The sequence below is a fragment of the Pseudoduganella sp. RAF53_2 genome, from assembly GCF_052113985.1.
GTDB lineage: Bacteria > Pseudomonadota > Gammaproteobacteria > Burkholderiales > Burkholderiaceae_D > Rugamonas.
Genome location: NZ_JBFRDW010000060.1, coordinates 1 through 15,243, shown reverse-complemented (window position 1 = coordinate 15,243; position 15,243 = coordinate 1). Strand labels below are relative to the sequence as shown.

The window sequence follows — 15,243 nt, the reverse complement described above, 5'->3', positions numbered from 1 at the left end:
GTCCAGGTCAGCGGCACAGAGCCCTTTATTGAGGAAGCAATCTATCCGCAGCTGGCCCAGCGGCCCGGTGTGGAGACGGCATCGCCGGTACTGACTTTTGACGCATCCATGCCGGGCAGCAGCCTGCCGCTGAAAATTATTGGTCTCGACGTGTTCCGCGCTGCAGCCGTCACACCGGGCCTGATTGGCGCACCGGAGGCGGACTCGCCTTACGATACCGTGGCTGACGACGCGATCTTCCTCTCGCCGGCAGCGATGTCGTGGCTCAGGGTGCAGGCTGGCGGCCTGGTGGAGTTCCAGTCCGGCACACAGAAACTGTCCTTACGCGTGGCAGGCGCCCTGCCCGGCGCGCGTGCAGGTCAGCGTATTGGTGTGATGGACATCGGCGCCGCGCAGTGGCGCTTCCAGCAGCTGGGCAAGCTGTCGCGGGTCGATCTGCGCCTGCGCGATGGCGAGAACCGTGCCGCATTCAAAGCCGCTTTGACACAAGAGCTGGAGCGCGCATTCCCCGGCCGCTTCCGCGTCGGCAGTCCGAACGACGAGGCTCAGGAAAGCCGCAGCGGCAACGTCAGCCGCGCCTACCGCGTGAATCTGAGCGTGCTTGCACTGGTGGCACTGTTCACCGGCGCCTTCCTGGTATTTTCCTCGCAGGCCCTGTCGGTGCTGCGCCGGCGCGGGCAGTTCGCGCTGCTGCGCGTGCTGGGGCTGGAACGCCGCCCGTTGATGCGCCAAGTGCTGCTGGAGGGCCTCTTCCTTGGCGTTGCAGGTTCCTTGATCGGCATCGCGGGCGGCTATGCAATTGCCGCCGCGGTGCTGCGCCTGTTCGGCGGCGATCTCGGCGCGGGCTATTTCTCGGGCGTGCGGCCGCAACTCCAATTCACGCCGGTCGCAGCTTTCCTTTACTTCGGCATGGGTGTCGCCGTGGCGGTGCTGGGATGCGCCGCACCAGCCTTCGAGGCGTCACGCGGACGGCTTGCTGTCGCGCTGAAGTCCGGTACCGACGAAGTGGCGCTGGCGCGTCTCGCACGGCCCTGGCCAGGGCTGGCCTGCCTCGCCATCGCTGCCGTATTGACGCAGGCGCCGCCGGTCGCGGAACTGCCGATCTTCGGCTACCTGTCCATTGCGCTGATGCTGGTCGGCGCGATTGCGTTGATGCCGCGCCTGTCCGCATTGGTGTTCCGCGCCGCCGAAGCGCGTCTGCATCCCCATCGCACGGTTGCCGCGCTGGCACTGGCGCGGCTGGCGAATGCCTCATCGCAGGCGGGCATCGCGCTGGGCGGCGTGCTCTCCAGTTTCAGCCTGATGGTCGCGATGGCGATCATGGTGTCCAGCTTCCGCGTCTCTGTGGACGAATGGGTGCAGCAACTGCTGCCCGCCGACCTGTACGTGCGAACCGCCAGCGCGGGCAGTACGGCCCTGCTCAAGCCCGCAGAGCAGAATCAACTGCGCGCTGTGCCGGGCATTGCGCGCGTCGACTTTCTGCGTACACGCCCTCTTTCGCTGGCCGCAGAGCGCCCTAACGTCCTGCTGCTGGCGCGCGACATCGACCCTGCGCAGATCGAGCGCACGCTGGTGCTGTCCGGCCCCGCTGTGCGGCCGCCGCGTGGCAGCAAGCTGCCGCAAGCCTGGGTGACAGAGGCGATGGTCGACCTGTACAGCGTCCGCGCTGGCGGAACGCTCCGCCTGCCACTTCAGGGCGCCCAGCACGAATTCTTCGTCGCAGGAGTGTGGCGCGACTACGCGCGTTCTACCGGCGCCGTGATGATCAGCCGCGATGATTACATAGCCATCACGGGCGATCGCGAGGCCGGTGATGCGGCAATCTGGCTGGCGCCGGATGCGAAGCCGGAGCAAATACAGGCCGCACTGCGCCAATTGCCTTTCGGCGGGCTGCTGGAGACGACCGCGCCCGGCGAAATCCGCCAGCGCACACTGACCATTTTCGACCGCAGTTTCGCCGTCACCTATCTGCTGGAAGCCATCGCCATCGTGATCGGTCTGTTCGGGGTGGCAGCGACTTTTTCGGCGCAGACCCTGGCGCGCGCCAAGGAATTCGGCATGCTGCGCCACGTGGGCCTGACGCGGCGCCAGATTCTGGGCATCCTGGCCTTCGAAGGCGGCGCATTGACGGGCCTCGGCATCGCCACAGGATTCGCGCTCGGCTGGATCATCAGCGTGGTGCTGATTCGCGTGGTGAATCCGCAGTCCTTCCACTGGAGCATGGAGATGCATTATCCCTGGCCACTGATCGCGACCGTCGCCGGCGCCCTGCTGCTGTCCGCTGCCGCGACGGCGCTGATTTCCGGCCGTCAGGCACTGTCCGGCGGCCCGATCCGCGCCGTGCGAGAGGACTGGTGATGCGCGCCCTTCGTCTTCTCCTGCTTGCACTGAGCGTCGCCGCGCTGACCGCGTTCACGCCCGTATTGCCCGGCGTCGCGCTGCAATTCCCGCGCGACTTCGGCGCCCACCACGGTTTCAAGACGGAGTGGTGGTACGCAACGGGCTGGCTCACCACACCCGATGGCAAATCCGTCGGCTACCAGGTCACCTTCTTCCGCGCGGCGACCGGTCAGGGAGAACAGAATCCGAGCAGGTTCGCCGCCAAAGACCTGATCCTCGCCCACGCCGCGCTGTCCGATCCCGCGCAGGGCAAGCTGCTGCACGACCAGCACACAGCGCGCGAGGGCCTCGGCCTGGCCTACGCCGAGCAGGGCAACACCAGCCTCAAACTGGACAACTGGCGCATGGAACGTGACGCCGCTGGACATTATCGGATCGACATCCCTGCCCGGGACTTCACGCTGCGCCTCACGCTTGCACCGACCCAGCCAGTGCTGCTGCAGGGCGACCAGGGCTACTCGCGCAAAGGCCCCAAGCCCGAACAGGCCAGTTACTACTACAGCGAGCCGCAACTTCGCACAACGGGCGCGATTGTGGGGCCAAATGGCCGCGAACAAGCCGTCACCGGCGTCACCTGGCTGGACCACGAATGGTCCACGCAGGTGCTCGATCCGGATGCGGCGGGCTGGGACTGGATTGGCGTGAATCTCGACGATGGCGGCGCCCTGATGGCATTCCAGATAAGGAGCCGCCAAGGTAGTAAAATATGGTCCCACGCGACATGGCGCGACGCATCCGGTAAGATTTCGCACTATGCGCAGGACCAGGTCAGTTTTAGCCCGCAAACGCGGTGGCGGTCGCCCCGTACCAATGCTGAATATCCCGTTGCGACGATGATTACTACGGGCGATGTCCAGTGGCAGGTCACGCCATTGCAGCAGGATCAGGAACTCGATGCGCGCCAGTCCAGCGGCGCCGTGTACTGGGAGGGCGCCGTGACGGTGCGGCGCAACGACCAGCCTGCTGGACGAGGCTATCTGGAGCTGACGGGTTACGTCCGCCCGATGAAACTATGAATACGAAGAATACTGCCAACACGATGAGCACCAGCACGACGAGCACCGCCAGCACCGCAGGCAATCCGCAGACCGAAGCGCGCGAACTGAAAAAAGGCAGTCTGGCTGCGCTAAAGGGCCTGGCCCCTTTCCTCAAGCCCTATCGCAACCGCTTCATCGTCGCCGGCATCGCGCTCGTGGTTGCCGCCGGTTCGACGCTGGCCATTCCCTATGCCTTCAAGCAGATGATCGACCTGGGCTTCGGCACCCACGCGGGCATCAGCAGCGCGCGCAATGTGAATATGGTGTTCCTGGCGCTGTTCGCGGTGGCGACCATCCTGGCGCTGGCGACGGCGGCGCGTTTTTATTCGGTGTCCTGGCTGGGCGAGCGCGTTACAGCCGATATCCGCAGCGCGGTGTATGCCCACGTGGTTCAGCAAAGCCCTGAATTCTTCGAGACGACGCAGACCGGCGAGGTCCTGTCACGCATCACAACCGATACGACGCTGATTCAATCGGTCGTCGGCACCAGTATCTCGATGGCGCTGCGCAACGTGCTGCTGTTCCTCGGTGGTCTGGGCATGCTGTTTGTGACCAGCGTCAAGCTGTCGTCCATCATTATTGGCCTGCTCGTGCTCACCGTGCTGCCGATCGTGATGTTCGGCCGCCGCGTGCGCAAGCTGTCGCGCGATTCCCAGGACCGAATTGCCGATGCTTCAGCCATGGCCGGCGAAATTCTGAATGCCATGCCGACCGTGCAAGCCTTCACGCACGAAAACATGGAAAGCAAGCGATTCGGTGCGTCCATCGAAGGCGCTTTTGTTACCGCCATGCGCCGCATTCAGGCGCGCGCTTTCCTGACCGCGCTGGCGATTGTGCTGGTGTTCGGCACCATCGTGTTTGTGCTGTGGCTGGGCGCGCACGCGGTTCTGGAAGGCACCATGACGGGCGGCGATCTGGGCCAGTTCATTCTGTACGCGTCCATCGTGGCGGGCGCAATTGGCGCCTTGTCCGAGGTGATGGGCGAGGCGCAGCGCGCTGCCGGCGCCACGGAACGCCTGCTGGAACTGCTGTCCGTGAAGTCCGAAATACAGAATCCTCAACATGCGCTGGCGCTCCCGCCGCGCGCGGCCAATGGTGCAGCATTGAGTTTGCAGGACGTGATCTTCTCCTATCCTTCGCGTCCGGATACGGCCGCCCTGTCGCAGCTGTCGCTGGACATCAAGCCGGGTGAAACCGTGGCCGTGGTGGGTCCATCGGGCGCAGGCAAGACCACCCTGTTCCAGCTGCTGCTGCGCTTTTACGATCCGCAGCTGGGCACTATCCGTCTGGATGGCGTGGATATCAAACAGCTCGATCTGCATACCCTGCGCGACGCCATCGGCATCGTGCCGCAGGATACGGTGATCTTCTCGGCCGATGCGATGGAGAATATCCGCTACGGCCGCGCCGATGCAACCGACCAGGAAGTGATTGCCGCCGCGCGCATGGCCGCAGCCCACGAGTTCATCGAGCGTCTGCCGAACGGCTACAGGTCCTTCCTCGGCGAGCGCGGTGTGCGCCTGTCCGGTGGCCAGCGTCAGCGCATCGCGATTGCCCGCGCGCTGTTGAAGAATCCTCCATTACTGCTGCTGGACGAAGCGACCAGCGCGCTGGATGCTGAATCCGAGCGCCTGGTGCAAGGGGCTCTGGAAGTGGCGATGGAAGGCCGCACCACTCTGATCATCGCGCACCGCCTCGCAACCGTTCAGYGCGCGGACCGCATCATCGTTATGGAAGACGGCAAGATCGTCGAAACGGGCACACACCAGTCCCTGGTGGCACTGGGTGGCATCTACGCCAACCTCGCGGCCCTGCAGTTCCATAACGTCCAAGTGACCCACTAAGGGAGGATTGCCTGTGACCGACGCCGAACTGCGCCAGCGCTGCCATACCGTCCTGCCGGGTCATCCGCAACCTACACCTGCCGCCATGTTTGCGGCGATGGCGTCGTGGTGCGAACAGAATGAAGTTCAGCACGATGTGTATGGCGAGGGCGAGCTGCTGCAATCCTTTGAACGCAAGATTGCGGATCTGCTGGGCTTTGAAGCTTCGACTTTCTGCATTACCGGCACCATGACCCAGGTGACGGCGCTGCGCCTGGCCTGCATGGAGCGCGGCAGCCGCATCGTGGCGCTGCATCCGACCGCCCATATCTTCAAGCATGAACGCGGCAACCATCAGCTGCTGGGACATTTCGATGCGCTGCAATTGGGCGACCTGCATCGTCCTTTCTCGCTCGATGAACTGAAGTCGCTGCCGGACAAGCTGGGCGCCGTGTCGCTGGAGCTGCCCGCACGCGAGATGGGCGGCCAGGTGCCGTCTTGGGACGAGCTGGAGGCGATCAAGGCTTACTGCCGCGAACAAGGCATCCATTTGCACATGGATGGCGCGCGCTTGTGGGAAGTAGCGGCGTATTATGGCCGTCCGCTGCACGAGATTGCGGCAGGTTTTGATTCCGTGTACGTGTCGCTGTACAAGGGCATTGGCGGCCTGGGTGGCGCCATGCTGCTGGGTAGCCGCGCGTTTGTCGCCAAGGCGCAGGAATGGTTCCGACGCCAGGGCGGCAATGTGATTCATCGTTCGCCTTATGTGGTTGCGGCAGCCATGCAGTTCGATGCACGTCTGGCCGCGATGCCGGATTACTTCCGCCGCACGCAATGGCTGTTCGATACGCTGCGCGATTTCCCCGCACTAGTGCCGAATCCGGCGCGGCCGCAGGCGAATATGCTGCATCTGCATATGGCCATCAGCCGCCAGCGGGTGCTGGACCTTCGCAACGAGATCGCGGAGAAGCACGGTATCTGGCTGTTCAACCGCGCCAGCCACTCGCTGCTGCCGGATCATAGTTTTATCGAGTGGTATGTTGGCGAGAATATGTTGAATCTGAGCGATGAAGCCGTGCGCAACGCGCTGACTGTATGGAGCGATGCACTATGAGTTTCGCTTCGCTGAAATTGATCGACGCGTTGCTTGGCACGCTGGAGTCGCTGGGTTATGCAACACCAACGCCCGTGCAGAAGCAGGCCATTCCCGCTGTTCTTGCGGGCCGCGACCTGATGGCCGCCGCGCAGACCGGCACCGGCAAGACCGCAGCTTTCGCCCTGCCCTTGCTGCAGCGCCTGACGATGGAGGGCGCCGCCAGCCCTGGCGCAGCACGCAGCCTGGTGCTGGTGCCGACGCGCGAGCTGGCCGAGCAGGTGCACGAGAGCTTCCGCGCTTACGGACGCAATGTCCCGCTGCGCTTTGCCGTGGCTTATGGCGGCGTGCCGATTGAGCCGCAGATTACCAAGCTGCGCAAAGGTGTGGACGTGCTGGTTGCAACGCCGGGCCGCCTGCTCGATCTGCTGCGCCAGGGCGCTTTGTCGCTCGCCCAGCTGCAAACGCTGGTACTGGACGAGGCGGACCGCATGCTTGATCTGGGCTTCGCGCACGATCTGGACGCGGTCTTCGCCGCCCTCCCCGCACGGCGTCAGACTTTGCTGTTCTCGGCCACATTCTCGGATGCGATCCGCGCGATGGCCAAGCAGCTGTTGTCCGATCCTTTGTCGGTGCAGGCCAGCGCGCCGAATACAGCCGCGCGTACCGTGCGCCAGCTGGTCTACACGACCGATAAGAAAGCGAAGCCTGAACTGTTCCTGCACTTGCTGCAGAAGCTCGGCTGGTCGCATTTGCTGGTGTTCGTCAAAACGCGCAAGGGTGTGGAGGCGCTGGTGTCTCTGCTGAAGGCCGCAGGCATAGCTGCCGATTCGATCCACGGAGACAAGCCGCAGCCTGCCCGTCTGAAGGCGCTCGAACGCCTCAAGGCCCGCGAAGTGCAGGTGCTGGTCGCCACCGACGTTGCCGCCCGCGGCCTGGACATCGAAGCGCTGCCGCTGGTCGTCAATTTTGATTTGCCGACCGTGGCCGAAGACTATGTGCACCGCATTGGCCGCACCGGCCGCGCCGGCGCCGAGGGCGAAGCCATTTCGCTTGTCTGCGCGGACGAAGTCGAGCTGCTGCGCGCAGTCGAAACGCTGACGAAGCAGGTCTTCCAGCGCCTGGAGGAGCCAGGTTTCGAAGCGGACCATCGCGTCCCTTCGACCGGCGCGCCAACCCAGGCCGCCAGCAAGCCAGACGCGCGCGCAGGCAAGCCAACGCCATCAGGCACGCCAGCCGGTCCGGCGTCCCAATCGCGCCGCGGCAGCTCGGCAGAGCGGGGCGCAGGCCCAAGCACCAAGGGCGGCCCTGCAGGACGTGTTACGGGCAGCAAAGGTGGCACGCCAGCGCCCGACGCCCGAGGCGGTCGTGGTGCGAGCGGTGCAGTTGACTCGGAGGCGCACCGCGCAGGACGCACAGGCGGCAAGTCGCCGCCGGACGCGCGCGGCGGCCGTGGCGCAACGGCTCCTGTTGGGCGAAGCGAGGCAGCTGAGGCGCCGCGACCGGCGGGCGGATACGGCTCGCTGGGAACGTACGATGAGCCGGAACCCAAGCGCCGCGGGACGCCGCGCGGCGAAGGTCGCCAGCAGCCAGGCAACGAAGGACGCAGCGCAGCGACGCGGAGCGCTGGACGCAATGCTGGTGGCGCGCGCAGTGCTGGCGGTGGAGATGCGCGCGGCGCTGGTGGTGCGCGCGGTACTGGTGGAGGAGATGCACGCGGCGCGGGCAAGGGTAACGTGATCGTGGTGGCTGGACGCGGTGCGAAATCCGCCGCAAAGGCCGCAGGCAAGGCTGTACGCCAGGGCGGCGGAAAAACCGGCGGACGCGGCTCGAAGCGCTAAGCGAGGCGCGAGGAACCGCAGGCATCCAAAGAATCTGAATACGGAGAGACAAAGAAATGCAGCAATACCAGGAACTGATCCGAACCGTCCTCGAACAAGGCAGCTGGCAGGACAACCGCACCGGCATTCGCACTTTGAGCGTGCCGGGCGCGATGATGCGTTTCGACCTGAAAGATGGCTTCCCCGCCGTAACGACCAAAAAGCTGGCGTTCAAGTCGGTGGTCGGTGAACTGTGCGCCTTCATGCGCGCCTCGCGCAGCGCAGCAGACTTTCGCGCGCTCGGCTGCAAGGTCTGGGACCAGAACGCGAATGAGAACGCTCAATGGCTGGCCAACCCATACCGCAAAGGCCTGGACGACCTCGGACCGGTCTACGGCGTGCAATGGCGCCAGTGGCCCGGCTACAAGCTGCTGAACGCCGATCAGGGAGAGCAGATCGCCGACGCCAAGCGTAACGGATTCCGCGAAGTCGCGCCGTTGGAGGAAGACGGCGTGAAAAAAGTCCTGCTGTACAAGGCCGTCGACCAGCTGCGCGAATGCCTGGACACCATCATCAACAACCCAGGCAGCCGCCGCATCCTGTTCCACGGCTGGAATCCAGCCGTGCTGGACCAGGTAGCCCTGCCCGCCTGCCACCTGCTGTACCAGTTCATCCCGAACGCAACGACCAGGGAAATCTCGCTCTGCCTCTACGTGCGCAGCAACGACATCGGCCTGGGTACACCGTTCAACATCGCCGAAGGTGCGGCCCTGCTTGCACTGGTAGGCCGCCTGACTGGCTACACGCCGCGCTGGTTCAGCTACTTCATCGGCGACGCGCACATTTACGAGAACCACCTGGAGATGGTGAAGGAACAGCTCACGCGTGAACCATTCCCTCTGCCACAACTGAAGATCTCGGACCGCGTGCCGGACTTCGCGCAGACCGGCAAATACGAACCCGAGTGGCTGGAAAAGGTCGAGCCTTCCGACTTCACGATGGAAGGCTACCAGCATCACGCGCCGATCACGGCGCCGATGGCCGTTTAATCAGAACTCTTCCCACTCCGTATTCGGGCCGTTCACCACGGCCTTTTTCTGGGCTGGCTTGAACGGCGCAGGATTGGCAGGACGCGCCGAAGCAGCCAGTTTACGCACCGGAGCCTTGGGCGCCGGCTTGCTGCGCGCGGCCTGAATCGCGGCCCGCGCTGCGCTCTCGGCGCTGTCGTGCACCTGATCCAGCTGGAACACGCTGACGATGCGCTGCAGGCTGCCTGCCTGTTCCTGCAGGGCGCCCGCCGCCGACGCGGCATCTTCGACCAGGCCCACGTTCTGCTGGGTGATCGAATCCATTTCCACGATCGCGTTGTTGATCTGTTCCAGGCCCGAGGTCTGCTCCAGCGTGGCGGATGTGATCTCGCCCATGATGTCGGTCACGCGCTGAATGCTGGTGACGATTTCCTTCATGGTTGTGCCGGCCTGGTCAACCAGCTTGGCGCCGCTGTCCACCTTACCCACCGAATCGTCAATCAGCGCCTTGATCTCTTTCGCAGCGCCTGCCGAGCGCTGCGCCAGGTTGCGCACTTCGGACGCCACCACGGCAAAGCCACGGCCCTGTTCACCGGCGCGTGCCGCTTCGACTGCAGCGTTCAACGCCAGGATATTGGTCTGGAACGCGATGCCATCGATCACGCCAATGATGTCCTTGATCTTCTGCGACGACTCGTTGATGGAGCCCATGGTGTCCACCACCTGCGCCACCACATCACCGCCGCGAATCGCCACCTGCGATGCCGACACGGCCAGCTGGTTGGCCTGGCGGGCGTTATCCGCGTTCTGCTTCACGGTGCCGGTCAGTTCTTCCATCGACGCAGCGGTTTCTTCCAGCGATGCCGCCTGTTCGCCGGAGCGCTGGGACAAGTCCATATTGCCCGCCGCGATCTGGCTGGATGCGCTGGAAATCGTGTCGCTGCCATGGCGCACTTCCAACACGATGGACGCCAGATTGTTCTTCATCTTGTCCAGTGCCTTGAGCAGCGCGCCGAATTCATTATTGCGATAGGTGCCCACGCTGCCTTTCAGATCACCTTCCGCCACACGGTTCGCGACATCCATTGCCTGATCCAGCGGACGGGAAATCGCGTTCACCAGGAAGGCGCCGATCACCGCACCGGCGATCACGCCCAGCACCAGCACGACGATCACGGTAGTCGCAGTGTTCTCCAGACGGCTGGAGACAGCGGCTTCATTGGCCTTCGCAGCCTTGTCGCTGAACTCCGAGAGCGTCTTCAGCGCCACATCGCCAACGCGGTACGACGGGTTGATATTCTTGATCAGCACCGTCTCAGCGTCGTCCCAGCGATTGTCCCTGATGGCGTCCGCTGCCTTGCGGATATGCTCGATGCCCAGGCCCTGGCTCTTTGCGTACCAGTCTTCCGCCAGCTTCTTTTCTTCCGGCGAGGTGATCGCGGAGAAATAAGTCTCCCAGCGCTTACCCACGCGGTCCGTCACCTCATTCACGATATTGAAGTGAGCGGTCAGCGGATGGTCGTGCAGCTTGGCCCAGCCCAGGTCCGGGTTGTGCTGCAAGGCTTGCAGGATCTGGCTGCGGCCAGTTTCCATGTCCAGCCGGATGGCATTGCGCTCGGTAATATTGTGCTGGTCAACCAGCGTGACATCCTTGACGAGAGCGATGGAACGATCGGCGCTGACGATACCCAGTACGCCGATCRCCAGCATCAGGCCGATCAGCAAACCTAGCACGCCGATCACGAGGGTTTTGATTTTCAGGTTAGCGAACATTTCATGCTCCTTCATGTGAAATGGTGTTGAAGAAGCGATGCAGGCCGCCGCGCAGCTCTGACACTTCGTCGAATTCGATATAAGTCACGTCGCACAGATCATCCAGTTCGCGCAGCAGCGTGGTCTTGATCGGAGCGCCTTTCCACACCAGGAAGAGGATCGGCGTGCGGCRGCCTTTGAAGATGTGGTAGCTCAGCTCGAAGGCGCTGCTCTCGCTCATGCCGACGCGGATATTGATCAAAGCATCCGCCTCGTCCAGCAATGCCAGCCGGTGGCCGCGGAAATTCTTCGGCGTGAAAGGCATGCCTTGCCTGCGTTCGAAGGACTGGCGGAAGGTATCGGCGCTTTCGGCCTGGGTTCCGGTCAGGTATTCGAAGGCATGCGGCAGTCCATTGGCGGTGTCGATCATGGACAGGATTTCCGCGATCATGCGCTGCTCGCGATCATCCGACTCCGTGAACGGCTGCCGGATGAACAGTTTCAACGGCTTCACGCCCACGCTGCGCTGGCGCGGACGTGCGCGGCGCTCCGGCAACTCGATCGCAGCGGCAGCGTAATCGCGTTCCTGAGGCTCGCCCCGGCCACCGCGTACGCGCAGCACGCCTTCCCCCCCGTGCAGCTCCTGCAGCGACAGCACTTCGCAGCGGCCCAGATGGCGAATCGCCTCGCTGGCCGCTTCCGCAGCAGCGATGGTGGTCATTACGACAGCGCCGGATGCCAGAGCGGCGATGCGCGCCTTGCGTGACTGGGCGATCGCCGTGCGGCGCTCATCCACGGTCATTACAGCCATGGCAATCTCGCGCAGGGCCAGCATACCGAGCAGCGTTTCCTCGTCGATGGCGCTGACAGGCACTTCACCCGCGCCGATGACCAGCGCCGTCACTTCGCTGGCGCACAGCGTAAAACCAGCTTCGTGCAGGCCGCGCGCCAGCGCCACGGCGCGCGCCTGATCGGAGCGGCGTACACTCAGATAAACATAGCCCTGGCTTGGCAGACGTACGCCCGCACCCAGTTCGGCTTTCAAAAACGCTTCGCCAAACGTGGCGCCAGTGCCCATTACTTCTCCGGTCGATTTCATTTCGGGGCCAAGAATGCAGTCCACACCGGGGAACTTCGCGAACGGCAGAACGGACTCCTTCACGCTGTAGTAAGGCGGAACCACCTCGGCATGAACGCCCTGCTCCGCCAGCGACTGGCCCGCCATGCAGCGCGCTGCCACCTTGGCCAGCTGGCGTCCCGTTGCCTTGGACACGAAAGGTACCGTGCGCGAGGCCCGCGGATTCACTTCCAGCACGAAGATACGGTCATGCAGGCGGCCATCCATGCGCTGACGCTGCACGGCAAACTGCACGTTCATCAGGCCAACCACGTGCAGACCACGCGCCAGGCGCCCGGTCTGGCGCTTGATTTCGGCCACTGTGGCGTCGGCCAGCGAGTATGGCGGCAGGCAACAGGCGGAGTCGCCGGAGTGGATGCCGGCCTGCTCAACGTGTTCCATCACGCCGCCGATCACCACATCCTTACCGTCGCTGACGCAGTCCACATCAACTTCAATGGCATCGTCCAGGAAGCGGTCCAGCAGCACGGGCGAATCATTGGACACCTTGACCGCCTCGCGCATATAGCGCTCCAGGTCTGCCTGTTCATGCACGATTTCCATGGCGCGGCCACCCAGCACATAGGATGGGCGCACCACCAGCGGATAGCCGATTTCCTCGGCCATGCGCACGGCATCCGCCTCCGTGCGTGCGGTGCGGTTGGGCGGCTGGCGCAAGTCCAGTTCGTGCAGCAGCTTCTGGAAGCGCTCGCGGTCTTCGGCGGCGTCGATCATGTCCGGCGAAGTGCCGATGATGGGCACACCGTTGGCTTCCAGCTCCAGTGCCAGCTTGAGCGGCGTCTGGCCGCCGTACTGCACGATCACGCCGGCAGGCTTTTCGAGGTGGACGATTTCCAGCACGTCCTCCAGGGTCAGCGATTCGAAGTAAAGGCGATCCGAGGTGTCGTAGTCGGTCGACACAGTCTCCGGATTGCAGTTGACCATGATGGTTTCATAGCCATCCTCACGCATCGCCAGCGCGGCATGCACGCAGCAGTAGTCGAATTCAATGCCCTGGCCGATGCGATTCGGGCCACCGCCCAGCACCATGATTTTCCGGCGATCGGTCGGCGCGGCCTCGCATTCATCGTCGTATGTCGAGTACATATAGGCGGTGCGCGTCGCGAATTCGCCGGCGCAGGTATCCACCCGCTTGTAGACAGGACGCAAGCCGAGCGCATGGCGATGCTCGCGCACTTCGCGTTCCGTGACGCCGACCAGCGCTGCGATGCGGCGGTCGCCGAAGCCTTGCTCCTTCAGGCGGCGCATGATGTCGCGGTCAAGCTCGGCCAGCGCTTGCTCGGCCACCCACTCCTCGACTTCCACCAGATCCTGAATCTGCGCCAGGAACCAGGGATCGATACGGGACAGCGCATGCACTTCTTTCAGCGACAAGCCCTGCGCGAAAGCATCGCCGACATACCAGATGCGCTGCGGACCGGGCTGGCTCAACTCCTGAGCGATCACTTCGCGGCCCGTGAGATTGCGGCGCAAGCCATCTACGCCGATATCCAGGCCCCGCAAGGCCTTCTGGAATGACTCCTGGAAGGTGCGCCCCATGGCCATCACCTCGCCCACCGATTTCATTTGCGTGGTCAGGCGGTCATCCGCGCCGGGGAATTTCTCGAACGCGAAGCGCGGCACTTTGGTGACCACATAATCGATCGATGGCTCAAACGATGCGGGCGTGGCGCCGCCGGTGATATCGTTCTGAAGCTCGTCCAGCGTGAAACCGACGGCCAGCTTGGCGGCCACGCGGGCAATCGGGAAGCCGGTTGCCTTGGATGCCAGTGCGGAGGAACGCGACACACGCGGGTTCATCTCGATCACGATCATGCGGCCATTTGTCGGGTTCAGCGCAAACTGGACATTGGAACCACCCGTGTCCACGCCGATCTCGCGCAGCACAGCCAGCGAGGCATTGCGCATGATCTGGTATTCCTTGTCCGTCAGCGTTTGGGCCGGCGCGACCGTGATGGAGTCGCCGGTGTGGACACCCATTGGGTCCAGGTTTTCGATGGAGCAGACGATGATGCAGTTATCCTTGCGGTCGCGCACCACCTCCATTTCATATTCTTTCCAGCCCAGCAGCGATTCTTCAATCAGCAGCTCGCTGGTTGGCGACAGCTCCAGGCCGCGCAGGCAGATGGCATTGAATTCTTCCGCGTTGTAGGCGATGCCTCCACCACTGCCGCCCATCGTGAACGAGGGACGAATAATGACCGGGAAGCCCAGCTTGGCCTGCTCCGCCCAGGCCTCCGCCATGCTGTGCGCCACGCCCGAGCGGGCGGACGACAGGCCGATGCGGGTCATCGCTTCCTTGAATTTGGCGCGGTCCTCAGCGCGGTCGATGGCCTCCGGCGTGGCGCCGATCAGCTCGACGCCAAAGCGTTCCAGCACGCCGTGGCGATGCAGGTCCAGCGCGCAGTTCAGTGCCGTCTGGCCGCCCATCGTCGGCAGCACGGCCTGCGGACGCTCTTTCTCGATGATGCGCGCCACGGTTTCCCAGGTAATCGGCTCGATGTACGTGACGTCGGCCATGCCGGGGTCGGTCATGATGGTGGCCGGATTGCTATTTACCAGAATGACCTGGAAGCCTTCTTCGCGCAGCGCCTTGCAGGCTTGCGCGCCGGAGTAATCGAATTCGCATGCCTGGCCAATCACGATGGGGCCGGCGCCGATAATGAGAATGCGTTGAATATCGCTGCGCTTAGGCATGGCGGGCTCCTTCCATCAGGCTGATGAAGCGGTCGAACAATGGCGCCAGGTCGTGCGGACCGGGCGAGGCTTCAGGATGGCCCTGGAAGCAGAATGCCGGACGGTCGGTACGTGCAAAACCCTGCAGCGAACCATCAAACAGCGAGATGTGGGTGACCTTGCAGTTGGCGGGCAGCGAGTGCGCATCGACCGCAAAGCCATGGTTCTGGGAGGTGATCATCACCCGGCCCGTTTCGACTTCCTGTACCGGATGGTTGGCGCCATGGTGGCCGAACTTCATCTTCACGGTGCGTGCACCGGAGGCCAGCCCCATGATCTGATGGCCGAGGCAAATGCCGAAGGTCGGCAGGCCGCGTTCAATCAGCTCGCGCGCCGCTTCGATGGCGTAATCGCAGGGCTGAGGATCGCCGGGGCCATTGGACAGGAAGATGCCGTCCGGCTTCAGTGCCAGCGCC

At 63.8% G+C, this 15,243-nt stretch carries 9 protein-coding genes; 6 read left to right on the top strand and 3 right to left on the bottom strand.

The features are described from left to right. From AB4Z11_RS05935 to AB4Z11_RS05910, 6 genes are all read left to right on the top strand, one after another. The coding region (locus AB4Z11_RS05935; protein ID WP_442023388.1) for an FtsX-like permease family protein at positions 1 to 2,358 on the top strand (2,358 nt) is incomplete at its 5' end. Beyond that, complete coding sequence (locus AB4Z11_RS05930) at positions 2,358 to 3,416, top strand: lipocalin-like domain-containing protein (protein ID WP_442023386.1); 1,059 nt, start codon at positions 2,358 to 2,360, stop codon at positions 3,414 to 3,416. The genes AB4Z11_RS05935 and AB4Z11_RS05930, both read left to right, overlap by 1 nt. 23 nt (positions 3,417 to 3,439) lie before the next feature. Next, complete coding sequence (locus tag AB4Z11_RS05925) at positions 3,440 to 5,281, top strand: ABC transporter transmembrane domain-containing protein (RefSeq protein ID WP_442023390.1); 1,842 nt, start codon at positions 3,440 to 3,442, stop codon at positions 5,279 to 5,281. Between the two features lie 13 nt (positions 5,282 to 5,294). Beyond that, positions 5,295 to 6,374 (top strand): threonine aldolase family protein, encoded by a 1,080-nt coding sequence (locus tag AB4Z11_RS05920; RefSeq protein WP_442023384.1) that lies wholly within the window; start codon positions 5,295 to 5,297, stop codon positions 6,372 to 6,374. Beyond that, entirely contained in the window at positions 6,371 to 8,194 is a 1,824-nt protein-coding gene (locus AB4Z11_RS05915; protein ID WP_442023382.1) for a DEAD/DEAH box helicase, read from the top strand. The genes AB4Z11_RS05920 and AB4Z11_RS05915 overlap by 4 nt, the downstream gene beginning before the upstream one ends. Positions 8,195 to 8,250: 56 nt before the next feature. Continuing rightward, positions 8,251 to 9,222, top strand: coding sequence for a thymidylate synthase (locus AB4Z11_RS05910; protein WP_442023381.1), 972 nt, complete (start codon positions 8,251 to 8,253; stop codon positions 9,220 to 9,222). On the opposite strand, the gene AB4Z11_RS05905 is transcribed toward AB4Z11_RS05910, so the two are convergent. The 3 genes from AB4Z11_RS05905 to AB4Z11_RS05895 all read right to left on the bottom strand — a co-directional run. Beyond that, the gene (locus AB4Z11_RS05905) at positions 9,223 to 10,974 is read right to left on the bottom strand and encodes a methyl-accepting chemotaxis protein (RefSeq protein WP_442023379.1); all 1,752 of its coding nucleotides are present in this window, start codon (positions 10,972 to 10,974) and stop codon (positions 9,223 to 9,225) included. Position 10,975: 1 nt separating this feature from the next. Further along, positions 10,976 to 14,788, bottom strand: coding sequence for a carbamoyl-phosphate synthase large subunit (gene carB, locus AB4Z11_RS05900; RefSeq protein ID WP_442023377.1), 3,813 nt, complete (start codon positions 14,786 to 14,788; stop codon positions 10,976 to 10,978). Next, on the bottom strand, positions 14,781 to 15,243 hold a 463-nt coding region (locus AB4Z11_RS05895), incomplete at its 5' end, for a glutamine amidotransferase-related protein (RefSeq protein ID WP_442023375.1). The genes AB4Z11_RS05895 and carB, both read right to left, overlap by 8 nt.

What these genes read in the sequence shown, in the direction of transcription:
- AB4Z11_RS05930 (WP_442023386.1), top strand. Translation starts at nt 2,358, where the DNA reads ATGCGCGCCCTTCGTCTTCTCCTGCTTGCACTGAGCGTCGCCGCGCTG.
- AB4Z11_RS05915 (WP_442023382.1), top strand. Translation starts at nt 6,371, where the DNA reads ATGAGTTTCGCTTCGCTGAAATTGATCGACGCGTTGCTTGGCACGCTG.
- AB4Z11_RS05910 (WP_442023381.1), top strand. Translation starts at nt 8,251, where the DNA reads ATGCAGCAATACCAGGAACTGATCCGAACCGTCCTCGAACAAGGCAGC.